Origin of the sequence: Tenacibaculum caenipelagi (genome assembly GCF_004363005.1) — a bacterium.
In the GTDB taxonomy this organism is placed as follows: Bacteria; Bacteroidota; Bacteroidia; order Flavobacteriales; family Flavobacteriaceae; genus Polaribacter; species Polaribacter caenipelagi.
In genome coordinates this window covers 246,486-260,605 of the sequence record NZ_SNYH01000005.1, presented here as the reverse complement: position 1 = coordinate 260,605, position 14,120 = coordinate 246,486, and the positions used below count along the sequence as shown (strand labels likewise).

The following is a 14,120-nucleotide window of genomic DNA, read 5'->3' as shown; positions in this document are numbered from 1 at the left end:
GAACTCCTTTCGAAATTTAAAAGTACAAGACTATGGTACAAGAATTAAGTCAAGATAATTTATCGGAAGTTGTTACAGGAAACCCAAAAGTAGTGGTACAATTTTCAGCCACTTGGTGTGGTAACTGTCGTATTATGAAACCTAAATTTAAGAAGTTGTCTTCTGAAAATGAAGAGATGGTTTTTGTAGTAGTTGATGCAGAAAAGTTTCCTGAAAGTAGAAAACTAGCGGATGTAAGTAATTTACCAACCTTTGCAACATTTGTAAATGGAGAGTTTGTAAATCAAACACAAACTAATAAGTTTGAAGTATTGAAAGATTTAGTAAACGAAGTTGCTTAGTTATGAAATTACCTATAATTAAACACTTAACTTCTTTTATTGAAGAAAACGATCAAGATTACGTACTAGAAACTATTGAAACTCTTGAAGCTTTAACTGAAGTTCCATCATTAAAAGATGAGGAGCTAGATGTAATAGGTGAGTTAATTTCTAACATGTATGGAGCAATTGAAGTCGATAAGATGATTAAAGACGGAACGCCTAAAAAGGAAGCGTTGAATAATTTTATGAAACGCGTTTTAGGTTCGATTGACCAATAGTTTAAAGGAATAAAATGAAAATATCCCAGTTGACATGTTGTTAGCTGGGATTTTTTATATCTATAAAGTGGAGTGTTAAACGTGATTAAACATATTAGGAAAATTTGATTTTAAAATACTTCGCAGCTTTTCAGAAGTTAATGGTTTAGATTGGAACTCATTAATTTGATTAATAGATTCAGCTTTCTCTCTATCGTGAGGATCTAAAGAGGTAGTAAGCATAATGATAATTTTTTTTGCTTGCTGTTCTTTATCAAATTTTTCATATTCTTCAAGAAAGTCCCAACCATTCATTCTAGGCATGTTAATATCTAAAAAAATAATTTCAGGATGTGGGTATTCCCCTTCAATTTTCAATCTTAAGTAAGCTAAGGCATCTTCTGCACTTTGCATACAAACAATATTTTCTGTGCAGTTTTCTTTTTCGATAAGTAATTTATGAAGAAAGTTCGTAGCAGGGTCATCATCAATTAATAAAATAGTATGTAATTTTTTCATAATTATTAGTTTAATTTGGTATTGTGAAGAAAAAGGTACTTCCTTCATTTATTTTTGACTTTACTCCAATTTCACCTCCATGCATACCTACTATTTTCTGGCAGTGAGCAAGACCAATTCCTGTACCTTCGTACTCATCTTCTAAATGTAAGCGTTGAAAGATAGCAAAAATTTTATCTTGAAATTTCTCAGGAATTCCTATTCCGTTATCCTTTACAGAGAATTTCCATGCGTGTTTTTTCTTTTTAGCTTTAATTGAAACAATAGGAGGAACATCTTTTTTAGCAAACTTTATAGCATTACTAATAAGGTTTTGAAACAATAACCTAAGTTCTGTAGGATAAGCATCTATTGTGGGTAAATTGTTGTCATATATTATAGTGGTGTTTGTTTGAGTGATAGTACTGTTAAGATCTTCTATAATATCCTTAATTAAGGTATTACAATTAACTTTAGTTATCTCTCTTTCACGGCCTAACCTAGAGTAGTCTAATAAATTTGTGATTAAGTCACTCATTCTATGAGTCGCTTTTTTTATAAACGTAAAGAGTTGTTTCGCATTATCATCTAATTTATCGTGGTATTGTTTATAGAGTAATTCTGAAAAAGTAGAAATAGTTCTTAGTGGTTCTTGCAAATCATGAGAAGTGATATAACTGAATTGTTCTAACTCTTTATTTTTTTGCTCTAAGGTTTTTACATATTTAGAAGCAAGTAATTCTTCGGCTTCTTTACGTTTAGATATGTCTAATTGAATAGCCATATATTCATTAATGTAGTTTACTCTATTTTTAAGAGGAACGATAGCGGTTTCTGTCCAATATAAAGTACCATCTTTAGCTCTGTTTTTAACTTCACCAAACCAAGGATTTCCTGAAGATACAGTTTCCCAAGCCTCTGAGAAAAAAGAATCGGGATGATAATCTGAACGAACAATTTCATTTGTATTTCCTATTATTTCCTCCTTTGTGTATTTTGAAATTTCACAAAAATTATCATTCACATATTTTATTTTCGTGTCTTCATCTGTAATGGCTACAATAGCAATTTTATCTAAAGCTTCTTTAAATTGAAGCAATTCTCGGTTTTTGTTAATTAAGTTTTTTTCTAATTTTTGTCTGAGATAATCAGATTTATTTAATCCGATAGAAACTATATAGGTGTATAAGAAACCAGAGAGAATTAAAATTAGAGTGTAAACAATAATTCCCGATTGCGCTCCGATAACTTTTTCATTTATAAGAGTAAGCATTAAAAAGCTTAGGAAAAAGGGAATTAATATGATGAAAGGTAATAATTTTTGAAGTGATTTGCTACCGTAATTATTTCCTAGAATAGTTTCCTTAAAACCTATATTGTAAGATTTTAATACTAGTAAAAAAGAAATAATAATAAACCCTAAAGATGACTGAATAGACATTGTTTTAAAAAAATCAATTTTAGCTTCTATAGGAACTCTTAGCGCAAAAGAAATAATAATAATAGACGAAACAGCTGTAGTTATAAGAGCGACGTGCTGGGTAGTGGCTATATAAGCTCTGTTGGTAGATTTTAAACCAGTGAGCCCTATAGAGAAAAAAATAAAACAGGCAGCAGTAGCTTCTGACATTCTTCCTGGGTATATTTTTGTAATGGTATCTTTTACAAGCAAATTATCAATGAATAAATCAATATTAAAGATATATTCTATAAGTGTTAATAAGCTTATAGTTAGTATTGTATACGTAAAAAATGAAAAAGCTATTTTGTATTTTTTTTGTCTTCCTCTACTAATCATCAAGCTTATAATAGATAATAGAAACAAAACAGCGGTATTAAATTTTGTAGTGGCTCCATCTTCATTAACTGTGAATAGTATTCGCTTATGAAAAATCCACTCAAACATAGTTAAAGAGCTAGAAATTATTATAGAAAAAGTTAAAATTGAGCTTAAATGCTTAAATTTTTTTGTTTTCATGTAGTTAGTTTGTTGAGGGACTTCTATAAAAGTGGTTAGTTGTTGTTTTTTACAAAGCATGAAAGTATTCTTTCATACTCAATAATACTTTCATTGTAATTGATTAACATAGAATTAGAGAGTGTTTTAATTTTTTCGATATCTTTTAATTGTGAGCTCAGATTTTCAATTTCAACAAGTAAGTTTTTAGATCTTAAACCCATAATGGTAAATGAAGATCTCAAGAAATGTGAGGCTTCTTTAATTAATGTGAAATTTTCTTCATTGATGGCTTTTTTAAGAATAGCAATTTTTTCTTGGCTTTGTGTTAAGAAAATAGAAATCATCTCAGAATACTGTTCTACGTTACCAGAAAGATTTTCGTTTAAAAAATCTAAATCAACAATTTCACTAAAAAAACAATTGTTATGTAACATAATATGCAATTTTTAAGTATTGTTTAATATAATGAATTAACCAATATACTGATATATTTTTATTATATTTGAGTAATGTGTATGATATGTGTATAAAATTAATAAAAAAAATAAACAAATGATAGTTTGATGGATAAGACCCAAAAAATTGTTATAGCCGAGGATAACTCGGTGTTTTTACTACTAATTAAATTGAAATTAGAAAAAGAAGGTTATGAATTGTTTGTAGCTGAAGATGGTAAAAAAGCACTTGAGCTTATAGAAACTCATCAACCCGATTTAATTTTGACAGATATAATGATGGACTATCTTTCAGGTTTAGAGGTTATAAGCCATGTAAGAAATGTATTAAAAATGGATGTCCCTATTATTGTTTTTTCAGCTTCAGGTCAAGAAGAAATGGTAACCCAAGCATTTAATTTAGGAGCAACTGACTTTATGGTAAAGCCGTTAATTCCTAATGAATTGATAATAAGGGTGAAACGAGCACTTGTGTAAAATAAATTTATCCCTCAACTTTATGGTCCCCCCTCTACTTATTAACTCTTTTTTTGAAGACTTTCCGTCTATTGTTATAATAGTATGGGTACTTGCTATTGTTTTTTTCTTTGTTTTGATAAGTCTTGTGTTTTTTTTAAAAGTAGTAAGATTTCGTTTAAGAAAAGAAGAACTTTTTGTTGAAACACAGAGTAAAAAATATGAAGAAAACATTGTAGATTACCTATACTCAAATGAAAATAGCCATGAATTGAATAGTGCCCAAAAAGAGATTATAGATAAACTAAAACTTAGTTTAGTAAGAAGCTTAGACAGAAAGATATTTATCAATACACTTTTAAAATTGAAAGGAGAAGTTTCTGGAAACATGATTACTGTTATTAATCAACTGTATAAAGATTTAGGGTTAGCTACACAAGCACAGTCAAAGTTGCATAGTAAAAAGTGGCATATCATTGCTATAGGAATTAGAGATTTGAGACGGTTTAAGGTACTTGAAGCACAAGATGAAGTAGCGAAGTGTATCAATCATTCTAAAATGGAAGTCCGCCGACAAGCATATTTATATTTTATTAATTTATTTGGATTTAAAGGACTTGATTTTTTAGATGAATTAAAATCGTCAATCTCAATTTGGGATCAAATAGGTATTCTAGATGCTTTACAAGGAATGGAAACACAAGAGGTACCAGATGTTAGAAAATGGTTGAGCTCTGAAAATGATTATGTGGTATTATTTACTTTAGAGTTGGTAAAAGCGTATAATTTAAGAGAAACTCAAAAAGAATTATTACTATTAATAAAGCATGAAAATAAGGAAATACGATTAAAAACTATTCGTCTTTTAAATTACCTATATATAATTGAAGCAAAGCAGGTACTTATAAATACCTATGAAAATTTAACAATAAAAGAAAAAATTGCAGTATTTGAATTGCTTGAAAATATTGGAGTAGAAGTTAGAGAAGAAGGAGCTTTTGTTTTAAAACATATTAATAGTAAGGTTTTTGAAATTAAAGTTTTAGCCTTAAAAATTTTAAAGCAAATAGACATCTCAAAGTTTATTGGACTTAAAAATGAAACAAATGTATTAGCAAACCTCAAGGTTATTAATTATTTAGAAAATAACCCATAAGAAAAAGAAAGGTATGGATGCTTCAAGTGTTATGTATTATGTATTGCTAATTATTCACTTTTTATTTTTAGCATATTCCTTTTTAGTGCTTCTTTCATATGGAATATTAGCTATTTTTTCAAGAAAAGAAACAATTTCATATTTGCGAAAAAACAGCTTTGTCAATTATAAAGATATACTATCGTCAGAATTAGCACCAGGTATCTCAATTATTGCTCCAGCGTATAATGAGAGTTTAAATATTGTAGAAAATGTTAGATCCTTGCTTTCTGCCCATTATGCGAATTATGATGTAATTATAGTAAATGATGGGAGTACTGATGATAGTTTAGATAGGTTGATAAAAGCTTACAATTTGGAAAAAGTAGAGTATTTAATCAACGAACGTATTAAAACAAAACCAATAAGAGCAGGAGTTTTTAAGTCGAAAAATCCTGCCTTTGAAAAGCTCATAGTTGTAGATAAAGAAAATGGAGGGAAAGCAGATGCATTAAATGTAGGGTTAAATATTAGCAAAAACGACTATGTAGCATGTATTGATGTTGATTGTTTGCTCATGGAAGATTCATTACAGAAAATGATAAAGCCATTTTTAGAGTATACAGATAGAAGGGTAATTGCTTCAGGAGGAGTTATAAGAATAGCGAATTCCTGTATTATAGAAGATGGAAAATTAATGGATGTAAATTATCCAAAAATAACATTAGTCAGGTTACAAATATTAGAGTATTTACGTTCTTTTTTATTGGGAAGAATGGCATGGAGCAAACTAAATGGATTGTTGGTGATTTCAGGAGCATTTGGAATGTTTGATAAAAATATAGCCATTAAAGTAGGTGGGTACAATACAAAGACAGTAGGTGAAGATATGGAGATTGTTGTTCGAATGCGTAGATATATGGAAGAACAAAAAATAGAATACAAAGTAGCATACATACCTGACCCTTTGTGTTGGACAGAGGCTCCAGAAAATTATAAGACTTTTATATCTCAACGCAATAGATGGACTCGAGGAACGATAGAAACATTAAAAGAACATAGAGTTATTGGATTTAATCCTAAGTACAGAGTTTTAGGAATGTTAAGTTTTCCTTATTGGTTTCTTTTTGAAAGGATGGCCCCTATAGTAGAAGTGTTAGGAATTATATATTTCACATTGTTACTTTTTGTAAGAAATATTCAATGGGATTATGCACTAGGTTTTTTTCTAGCGGCATACTTTTCTTCTGTCATTTATACACTTTTGGCTGTTTTTTCTGAAGAGTTTACTTTTCATCAATATAAAAAAAAGGGAGAAGGTTTTCAGTTGGTGTTATCAGCTTTTATAGAACCTTTGCTTTTGCATCCTGTTGTATTGTATGCAGCAGTTAAAGGAAATATAGATTACTATTTTAATAAAAACCTAAAATGGGGAGAAATGAAGAGGAAAGGATTGACCAATAAATAAAGAAAATGAAAGCAAACTTGTTAAAAAAATCCTTTTTTACTTATTCTAAAATTATAATAGCACTATTAGTGACGTTTTGGTTATTAAGCTTGACGGAAGTTTTTTTAAGACTTAAAGCAAGTTCGATAGATGAAATACTTCAACTCGTAGTATACAAATTATTGAATGATTTTTGGATAGTGTTACTAATTGGTGTTTTGTTTTTTCCTGTTTATTATTTGTTTAATTTACTGCATAGTAAGTATGGAAGCTTGGTATTTGTGGCTTTTGGAGTATTTCTTGTTCTTATAGAGTTATCACTTGTAAAGTATAGTACGATAACCTTGTTGAATTTAGGGGCAGACCTTTTAGGGTATTCGTATGATGATATCTATAAAACTGTTGCTTCTTCGGCATCATTTTCAATTGTAAATTACCTTCTTTTTCTTTTAGTTCCTTTGTCTTTTTTGACAATTTTATACTTTTTTAAAAGGAAAATGTCAGATATTTTGCCAATAAAAATTTTACTAATACTATCAATATTAATAGTCCCGTTAAAGTTCTTTGGAACAGAATTTAATGAAGTTAAGTACCAAAATAAACTAGGGTTTTTAGCAACTGATATTTTACAATTTAAGTTAAGAAAACTACAAGCTAGTAATTATCATATTACAGAAGAGAATGAGTATCCTCTTTTGAAGTTTACAAAAGATACAAAAGATGTGTTAGGATCATTTTTTAATACAAAATCACAAAAACCTAATATTATGGTTATCATTTTAGAAGGGGTGGGAAGTGAGTTTGTAGATGGTAACTCGTATAGCGGATTCACACCGTATTTAGATAGTTTAATAACTAGATCATTGTATTGGGAAAACTTTGTAAGCAATACAGGACGAACTTTTGGAGTTTTACCTTCATTAATAGCATCTCTTCCTTATGGAGAGACAGGTTTTTTAGAAATATCTAAAATCCCAACACACTTATCATTATTCAATCTATTAAAAGAGAATGGCTATACAACATCATATTATACAGGGGCTCCATCAAGTTTTGATAAAATTGATAAATTTTTAGAATACAATGATGTTGATTTTATTGTAGATGAAAACAAGTTTGGACCGTCGTACGTAAAAACAGGAAGTGTAGATGGTTTTTCTTGGGGATACCCAGATGCGGAAATGTTTAAAAAAGTATTGAGTACTTTAAAAGAAAAGAAACAACCAAGATTTGATGTTATTGCAACACTTAGTAATCATGAACCTTTTATGTTTCCTAATAAAGCTATATATGAAAGAAAAGTTGATAGTATTTTAAATACATCACAAAATTTTGGGGTTTCAAAAGAAGAGATCGAAAGTAAAAAAGACATTTACGCAACATTACTTTATAGTGATAATTCTCTAAAGACTTTTATGAAAGATTATGAGGAAGAACATGATATAGAAAACACAATTTTTATCATAACTGGAGACCACCGATTAATTCCGATTGAACAAAAGGATAAGTTGTGTAGGTTTCATGTTCCATTACTTATTTATAGTCCTATGTTGAAGAGAGCACAACGATTTAAATCGGTATCATCTCATTGGGATGTAGCTCCCAGTATTTATTCTTTTTTAAATAATAATTATCTACTAAAACCACTAAAACAAACTGCGTGGATGGGGTCTGGTTTAGATACAGTTAAAAAATTTAGGAATATTCATCAAATAGGGTTAATGCGTTATAAAGGAGGGTTAAAAGATTTTATTTATGATGAGTATTTATACTCTGATGGAAGTTTATATAAGATAAATAGTTCATTTGAAACACATAAAATTAACGACAAGAAAATGTTGGAGACTGTTAAGGATTCATTCAATAGCTTTAAAAGAATGAATAACTATGTGACGGAGCAAGATAAAATTTATCCATTCACTGAGATGCATAAGAAGCAAAAGAGAATTAAATTTTCAGTAGAGGAGCAAGAATTAATAAGAGAAACAGCTGAAGGAAAAACGTTTGATGAGGTGTTTTTAATAGCAAGAGCTAAAGCATTTGAAGGAGATAGAGAAACAGCGAGGTTGTTATGTGATTTTATTTTAAATAGTATGCCTAATCACGTAGATGCAAGAATTTTAAAAGGAAGAACTTTATCATGGGATGGAAAATATAATGAAGCAGAACCATTGTTGTTAGAAGCTATTGAGCGACATCCATTTTATGACGATTCTTATTTGGCGTTGTTAGATATGTATCGATGGTCTGGTCAAGAAAGTAAAAGTGTCATTACAGCGAAAAAGGCTTTTAGAAATAAAATTAAGAACCCAAGTGTAGCTTTTAAATTAGCGATGGGTTACCAAAAGTTAGCACAAAAAGAACAAGCGTTTAGGGTTATAGATAGTCTTTTAGAAATATATCCAGAAAACGAGGAGTATATAAAATTCAAAAAAGTTCTAAAGTAATGATGTTAAAAGGGAAAAGTTATGGTTTATGTATAGCGTTAATATTGTGTGTATGTTCTGTTTTTTCTCAGAAAAAAATATTTCAAGGAGATCCTGATGTAGCTTTTGAAAAAGCAAGAGAGTTGGCTTTTAATAAACAACGCAAAGAGGCACAAGATACTTTACGATTTATTTTAACAAAGTACCCAAATTACTTGGATGTACGTTCGTTTTTAGCAAGTACATATTCTTGGGATGGTAACTATAAACAAGCCCGAACAGAGTTTGAATATATATTAAAAAAAGATGCTAAAAGAAAAAACGATTGGGTAGCGACAATTAATAACGAGTTATATGCAGAATTACCTTATAAGGCATATGAGCTGGTAAAAAAAGCCTTGTTATATTTTCCAGATGATACTGATTTACTCTATTTAAAAGCAAAGTCTGAAGAGAAATTTCAAAAACCAGAAGATGCATTACGAACTTTAGATAAAATAATTGAAATAGATAGTAATAATAACAAAGCTATTTCTTACAAGGAAAGCTTAATGAATACACTACGTTTTAACAGTGTTGGGTTGAACTATTCAATGATTTTATACAACAAAGACGAAAGAGATCCGTCTTATTACTCTACAGTTCGATATTCGAGGCAAACAAAATATGGTAGTATTATAGCTAAGGTAAATTATTCGCGAAGATTTGATACTAATAATTTTCAGTATGAAATAGATATGTATCCGAGAATAGTAGAAGGCTTATATGCATATATTAGTGGTGGTTTTTCAAATGATGCCTTGTTTCCTGAAATTCGCTATGGTGCGGAATTGTATAAAACATTGCCATATAGCTTAGAGGTTTCCTTAGGTTTTAGAGGGTTGAAGTTTTCGGAAACAACTACTATTTATACAGGATCTATAGGATGGTATACAGGGAATAGTTATTGGTCGTTTCGAACCTATATCACTCCTAATGATAATGGTACAAGTAAATCTGGAACTTTAACGTATCGAAAATATTATAGCGATGCTGATAATTACTTTGGAATAGCAGTAGGAGTGGGATTTTCTCCAGAAATAGATAGATTTCCTGTAAATACTGAACAAGTAGTGATTTTCGACTTAAAAACACAAAAAGTTAGCGGAGAATATGCGTTTACTTCTTCGAATAAAAAACATGCTTGGAAGACTTTTGTTAATATCTTGCGAGAAGAAAAGAGTTTTGACCGTGGTAAATATTTTTTATTATATACAGTAGGAGTTGCTTATGATATAAGATTTAGATAGGAAGTTCTTACCTGTTTTTAGTAAAGTATTTATACAAACTTTTTACGGTAGTTTTTACCTAGATTTATAGAATAATTAATTACATCTTGTGTGATTTTTCTGTTGTCATTCTTGCGCCAGTTTATATACAGTTCTGTGTTTTCAGGTAGTTTAATAAACCGAACTTTTGAGTTTAATGAAAACTGAAAAGAGTAGGGTAGAATAGAAATTCCTAGTCCTTTTGAAATTAGATTTAATATCATACTTCCAAAATCGGATTCTATGTGGGTTTGAGGTTCAAAACCGTAAGTATTAAATATATTGCGAAGTAATGAAGAAAAGTAGGTAGTATGGTGTAAACCTGAAATAATAAATTTTTCGTTTTTTACATCTTTTAAATCAACAAAATTGTCAGCTGTTAACCAGTGATTTTCTGGTACAACAAGACAAACAGGCTCAGCATACAGTTTTTCAAATAAAACAGAAGAGTTTAAAACCTTATTTCTACTAAAAGCAAGATCAATTTGATAATTTGTAAGAAGGTTTTCAATACTAATATCAATAGGTTCCATAAGCTCTACTTTTAAATCGGGTTTTTCCTCAGAAAATATTTTGAGTAATTCAGGGAGATAATTGTAAGAGATAGAACCTGGGTAAGCAATACTAACAAGACCAGAAGAGCCTTCTTCAATTTTTTTAGCATGCTGGTGTGTGCGATCAAACTCATCTAATAAGTCTCCCCACTTTTTTTTTAGAAATATACCAGCATCAGTTAATTTTACATTTCTTTTGTCGCGCTCAAATAAGGTAATACCTAATTCTTCTTCTAAAGCTTGAATTTGCCTGCTTAAAGAAGATTGTGAGGTGTATACCTTTTCTGCTGTCTTCCAAAAATGGAGCTCTTCTGCAAGAACTAAAAAATATCGAATTTGTTGAAAAGTCATTCTAATGCGTTTTTTGCATTAATGAATCAAAAATAAGTATTTTTTAATAAAGGATGCTGCTGTTGATTTGCATAAAAAACTTTGTAATTAATTAAAATTGATAAAGATGGGAGTTGAAAATTTTATGGCATTTTTTGTAGCGACAATTCTTTTTATTTTAACGCCAGGAATAGAAACTGTTTTTTTGATTAATAAATCGGTTAGTCAAGGAAGGAAATCTGGAGTTTATACTGCTTTTGGTTTGAACACAGGGGCGTTGGTGCATACTTTGCTTGGTGCTTTAGGACTATCGGTTATCGTGGCTAAATCAGTAATATTCTTTGCGTTGATAAAATATTTAGGAGCTACTTATTTAGTTTATTTAGGAGTTGTGAAAATAATGTCGAGTAAAGGAATGATTGGAAATGTAGGTGAAGAGCAAAAGAAAAGTTCAGCAAAAAATGATTTTAAATCAGGGTTTATAACAAACATATTAAATCCGAAAGTTGCATTATTCTTTTTAGCGTTTTTTCCGCAGTTTATTAGTTCAGATCAAATAGAAAATCCAATACCGTTTATTTTTATGGGAGTTTCTTATGCGGTTATGACTACTATTTGGTACTTAATTTTAACGTCTTTTGCAGGAGCGTTTTCAAAAAAAATTAAAGAGAATCAGAAGATAGAAATACAATTGAATAAAATTTCAGGAGTAATATTTGTATTGATGGGGACTCAAATAGCGTTTATGTAAACTCAAACCCGATAGCATTAAAGTTTTACTATCGGGTTTTTATAAAGTTTATTAGAAATAACTCTTTAGTTTTTATAATGAATATATAGGTCGACACTGAAAAGTGTTAGGTTTTATTAGGAGGCTATGAATGTGTCAGTTTACTTATAATTTCTTTATGCTGAGGGAATAGCTGTATGAGTTCTTCTCTTTTTGGTAAAACAAAATCATTAAAATCAAACCCTGGAGCTACAGTACAACCAGTAAATGCATAGGAGTTTTCTTTAATAACCTCTGCAGCAAACCAATAACCAGCAGGAACCACAAATTGTGGCTGTTCATTATTTTCTATGTTATTTCCTATAAGAACAAAAGAATAATCTCCTTTAGAAGAAATCATATGTAATTTCAGAGAACTTCCTTTATAAAAATGCCAAATTTCATCTTGGTTAATTTTATGAAAAGCAGAGAATTTTTCGGAGGTTAGTAAAAAGTAAATGCATGTACTATAATTTCTGTCTCCTTTAAAATTAGAGCTTAGTTGCTCATTTTTTATAATCCCCTCACTTCTATAGGTTTCTTTATAAAAACCGCCTTCAGGATGTTCCGTTAAGTCAAACTTTTTAATTATCTGTTGTGCTGTCATTTTCTTTTTGTTCATTCACTTTTTTAATAATGGCTTTTAAACGCTCTTTCGTACGCTGTTTTTCTAAGCGAAGTTTATTTTCTTTCTGCTTCATTAAGCGTGTATGCTTCGCTTTGTTTACGGTGTTTTTTGCTTTCCCTTTTTTAGGCATTTTTTGATGTTTTAATAGTTAATAATCCTAAGAAAGTCAAGAATCCATTCAAAATCAAGACAAAGAATCCAAAATCAAACCCTAGTTTTTCCTTGCTATAAAAGCTAATGACATAGGTTAACACTGGAGCAATTAAACAAATGACAGGAACCAGTTTGTCTTTTACCTTTAGTTTGGTAAATAACCCGAAAGCATATAATCCTAATAAAGGGCCGTAGGTATAACCAGCAAACTGGAATATTTTAGCAATTACGCTCTCATTGGCGATAAAGTATTTAAAAATTAAGATGGTAGCTACCAAAATGAAAGAGAATAACACGTGAATTTTCTTTCGTGTTTTTTCTTTTTCTTGCTCGTTATCTTTTTTATTAATCTCTAAAATATCGATACTAAATGAAGTGGTTAACGATGTTAAAGCACTATCGGCACTAGAGTAGGCTGCGGCAATTAATCCTAGTAAGAAAAACAACGCAGTAGCAATTCCTAAATCTCCACTCATGGCAACGGTTGGGAATAGGTTGTCTTTATGAGCATCTAAACCATTAGCAGTGGCATAATCCGTTAATAAAATTCCTAAGGCTAAAAAGAAAAAGTTTACTATGACTAGTACAATGGTAAACCAAAACATGTTTTTTTGAGCATCTTTTAAATTGCGACAAGTAAGGTTTTTTTGCATCATATCTTGATCTAACCCTGTCATTACAATAGCAATAAAAGCTCCTGAGAAGAATTGTTTCCAAAAGTAATTACCTGCTTTTACATCATCAAAAAAGAAGGTTTTTGATAAGTTATTATTAGCAACGTACGAAAACAGATTGTCTATTTTCATTGCATCTTTAATCATTACAATACACACTCCAACAGCAATTAGCATGAATAAAGTTTGTAAAGTATCAGTCCATACAATTGTTTTAATACCGCCTTTAAAGGTATACAACCAAATAAGTAAAATAGTAATGGTTACCGTTACCCAAAAAGGAATTCCATATGCATCAAACAGGATTAATTGCAAAACATTAGCTACTAAAAACAATCTGAAAGCAGCACCAACAGTTCTTGAAAGTAAGAAAAAAGAAGCGCCTGTTTTGTAAGAATATCTACCAAATCGACCTTCTAAATAGGTGTAGATAGAGGTTAAGTTTAATCGATAATAAAGTGGAAGAAGTACTAAACCAATAACAGCATATCCTAATACATACCCTAATACCATTTGCATATAACTCATTTTATCACCTTCCACCCATCCAGGAACTGAAATAAAGGTTACTCCTGAAAGGGAAGCACCAATCATACCGAAGGCAACTAAATACCAAGGTGATGAATTGTTAGCTTTAAAAAATGTGGCGTTGTTTGCTGATTTACCGGTGATGTATGAGATAAGAATTAAAACACCGAAATAAGCTAAAATGAGGAGTAATATATGTAGTGGTTGCATACAGTTAAAT

The 14,120-nt window shown here is 30.1% G+C and carries 15 protein-coding genes; 8 read left to right on the top strand and 7 right to left on the bottom strand.

Annotated features, from left to right (window positions below; translation table 11 throughout):
• The first annotated feature begins 32 nt into the window (after window positions 1-32).
• Both DFQ07_RS12290 and DFQ07_RS12285 read left to right on the top strand, forming a co-directional pair.
• On the top strand, window positions 33-341 hold the full coding sequence (locus DFQ07_RS12290) for a thioredoxin family protein (protein ID WP_133537284.1): 309 nt from the start codon (window positions 33-35) through the stop codon (window positions 339-341).
• A 2-nt stretch (window positions 342-343) separates the two neighbouring features.
• Entirely contained in the window at window positions 344-601 is a 258-nt protein-coding gene (locus DFQ07_RS12285; RefSeq protein ID WP_133537282.1) for a DUF6952 family protein, read from the top strand.
• Between the two features lie 75 nt (window positions 602-676).
• Here DFQ07_RS12285 and DFQ07_RS12280 read toward each other — a convergent pair whose 3' ends face one another.
• From DFQ07_RS12280 to DFQ07_RS12270, 3 genes are read right to left on the bottom strand one after another with little or no spacing between them, the layout of a single operon-like run.
• The gene (locus tag DFQ07_RS12280; RefSeq protein WP_133537280.1) at window positions 677-1,099 is read right to left on the bottom strand and encodes a response regulator; all 423 of its coding nucleotides are present in this window, start codon (window positions 1,097-1,099) and stop codon (window positions 677-679) included.
• A gap of 10 nt (window positions 1,100-1,109) precedes the next feature.
• Complete coding sequence (locus DFQ07_RS12275) at window positions 1,110-3,056, bottom strand: sensor histidine kinase (RefSeq protein ID WP_166627784.1); 1,947 nt, start codon at window positions 3,054-3,056, stop codon at window positions 1,110-1,112.
• A gap of 35 nt (window positions 3,057-3,091) precedes the next feature.
• Window positions 3,092-3,472, bottom strand: coding sequence for an Hpt domain-containing protein (locus DFQ07_RS12270; RefSeq protein WP_133537276.1), 381 nt, complete (start codon window positions 3,470-3,472; stop codon window positions 3,092-3,094).
• A 129-nt stretch (window positions 3,473-3,601) separates the two neighbouring features.
• Between DFQ07_RS12270 and DFQ07_RS12265 the strand changes: the two genes are divergently transcribed.
• The 5 genes from DFQ07_RS12265 to DFQ07_RS12245 are packed head-to-tail and all read left to right on the top strand — an operon-like array spanning window position 3,602 to window position 10,246.
• Entirely contained in the window at window positions 3,602-3,970 is a 369-nt protein-coding gene (locus tag DFQ07_RS12265) for a response regulator (RefSeq protein ID WP_133537275.1), read from the top strand.
• Between the two features lie 22 nt (window positions 3,971-3,992).
• Window positions 3,993-5,105 (top strand): hypothetical protein, encoded by a 1,113-nt coding sequence (locus DFQ07_RS12260; protein WP_133537273.1) that lies wholly within the window; start codon window positions 3,993-3,995, stop codon window positions 5,103-5,105.
• Window positions 5,106-5,118: 13 nt separating this feature from the next.
• Window positions 5,119-6,552 carry a glycosyltransferase family 2 protein gene (locus DFQ07_RS12255; RefSeq protein WP_133537271.1) on the top strand — a complete coding sequence of 478 codons (1,434 nt, stop codon included), beginning with the start codon at window positions 5,119-5,121 and terminating at the stop codon, window positions 6,550-6,552.
• Between the two features lie 5 nt (window positions 6,553-6,557).
• The gene (locus DFQ07_RS12250) at window positions 6,558-8,978 is read left to right on the top strand and encodes an LTA synthase family protein (protein WP_133537269.1); all 2,421 of its coding nucleotides are present in this window, start codon (window positions 6,558-6,560) and stop codon (window positions 8,976-8,978) included.
• On the top strand, window positions 8,978-10,246 hold the full coding sequence (locus tag DFQ07_RS12245) for a YaiO family outer membrane beta-barrel protein (protein ID WP_243743980.1): 1,269 nt from the start codon (window positions 8,978-8,980) through the stop codon (window positions 10,244-10,246). The genes DFQ07_RS12250 and DFQ07_RS12245 overlap by 1 nt, the downstream gene beginning before the upstream one ends.
• Window positions 10,247-10,275: 29 nt before the next feature.
• On the opposite strand, the gene DFQ07_RS12240 is transcribed toward DFQ07_RS12245, so the two are convergent.
• Entirely contained in the window at window positions 10,276-11,169 is an 894-nt protein-coding gene (locus DFQ07_RS12240) for a LysR family transcriptional regulator (protein ID WP_133537267.1), read from the bottom strand.
• Window positions 11,170-11,275: 106 nt separating this feature from the next.
• Between DFQ07_RS12240 and DFQ07_RS12235 the strand changes: the two genes are divergently transcribed.
• Window positions 11,276-11,899, top strand: coding sequence for a LysE family translocator (locus DFQ07_RS12235; RefSeq protein ID WP_133537265.1), 624 nt, complete (start codon window positions 11,276-11,278; stop codon window positions 11,897-11,899).
• Window positions 11,900-12,023: 124 nt separating this feature from the next.
• On the opposite strand, the gene DFQ07_RS12230 is transcribed toward DFQ07_RS12235, so the two are convergent.
• Genes DFQ07_RS12230 through DFQ07_RS12225 form a run of 3 tightly spaced genes read right to left on the bottom strand, consistent with a single transcriptional unit; the run spans window position 12,024 to window position 14,110 of the window.
• Complete coding sequence (locus DFQ07_RS12230) at window positions 12,024-12,539, bottom strand: cupin domain-containing protein (RefSeq protein ID WP_243743979.1); 516 nt, start codon at window positions 12,537-12,539, stop codon at window positions 12,024-12,026.
• Window positions 12,502-12,675 carry a hypothetical protein gene (locus DFQ07_RS15645; protein WP_166627783.1) on the bottom strand — a complete coding sequence of 58 codons (174 nt, stop codon included), beginning with the start codon at window positions 12,673-12,675 and terminating at the stop codon, window positions 12,502-12,504. Before DFQ07_RS15645 ends, DFQ07_RS12230 begins: the two co-directional genes overlap by 38 nt.
• The gene (locus DFQ07_RS12225) at window positions 12,668-14,110 is read right to left on the bottom strand and encodes a sodium:solute symporter (RefSeq protein ID WP_133537263.1); all 1,443 of its coding nucleotides are present in this window, start codon (window positions 14,108-14,110) and stop codon (window positions 12,668-12,670) included. The genes DFQ07_RS15645 and DFQ07_RS12225 overlap by 8 nt, the downstream gene beginning before the upstream one ends.
• Between the last annotated feature and the right edge of the window lie 10 nt (window positions 14,111-14,120).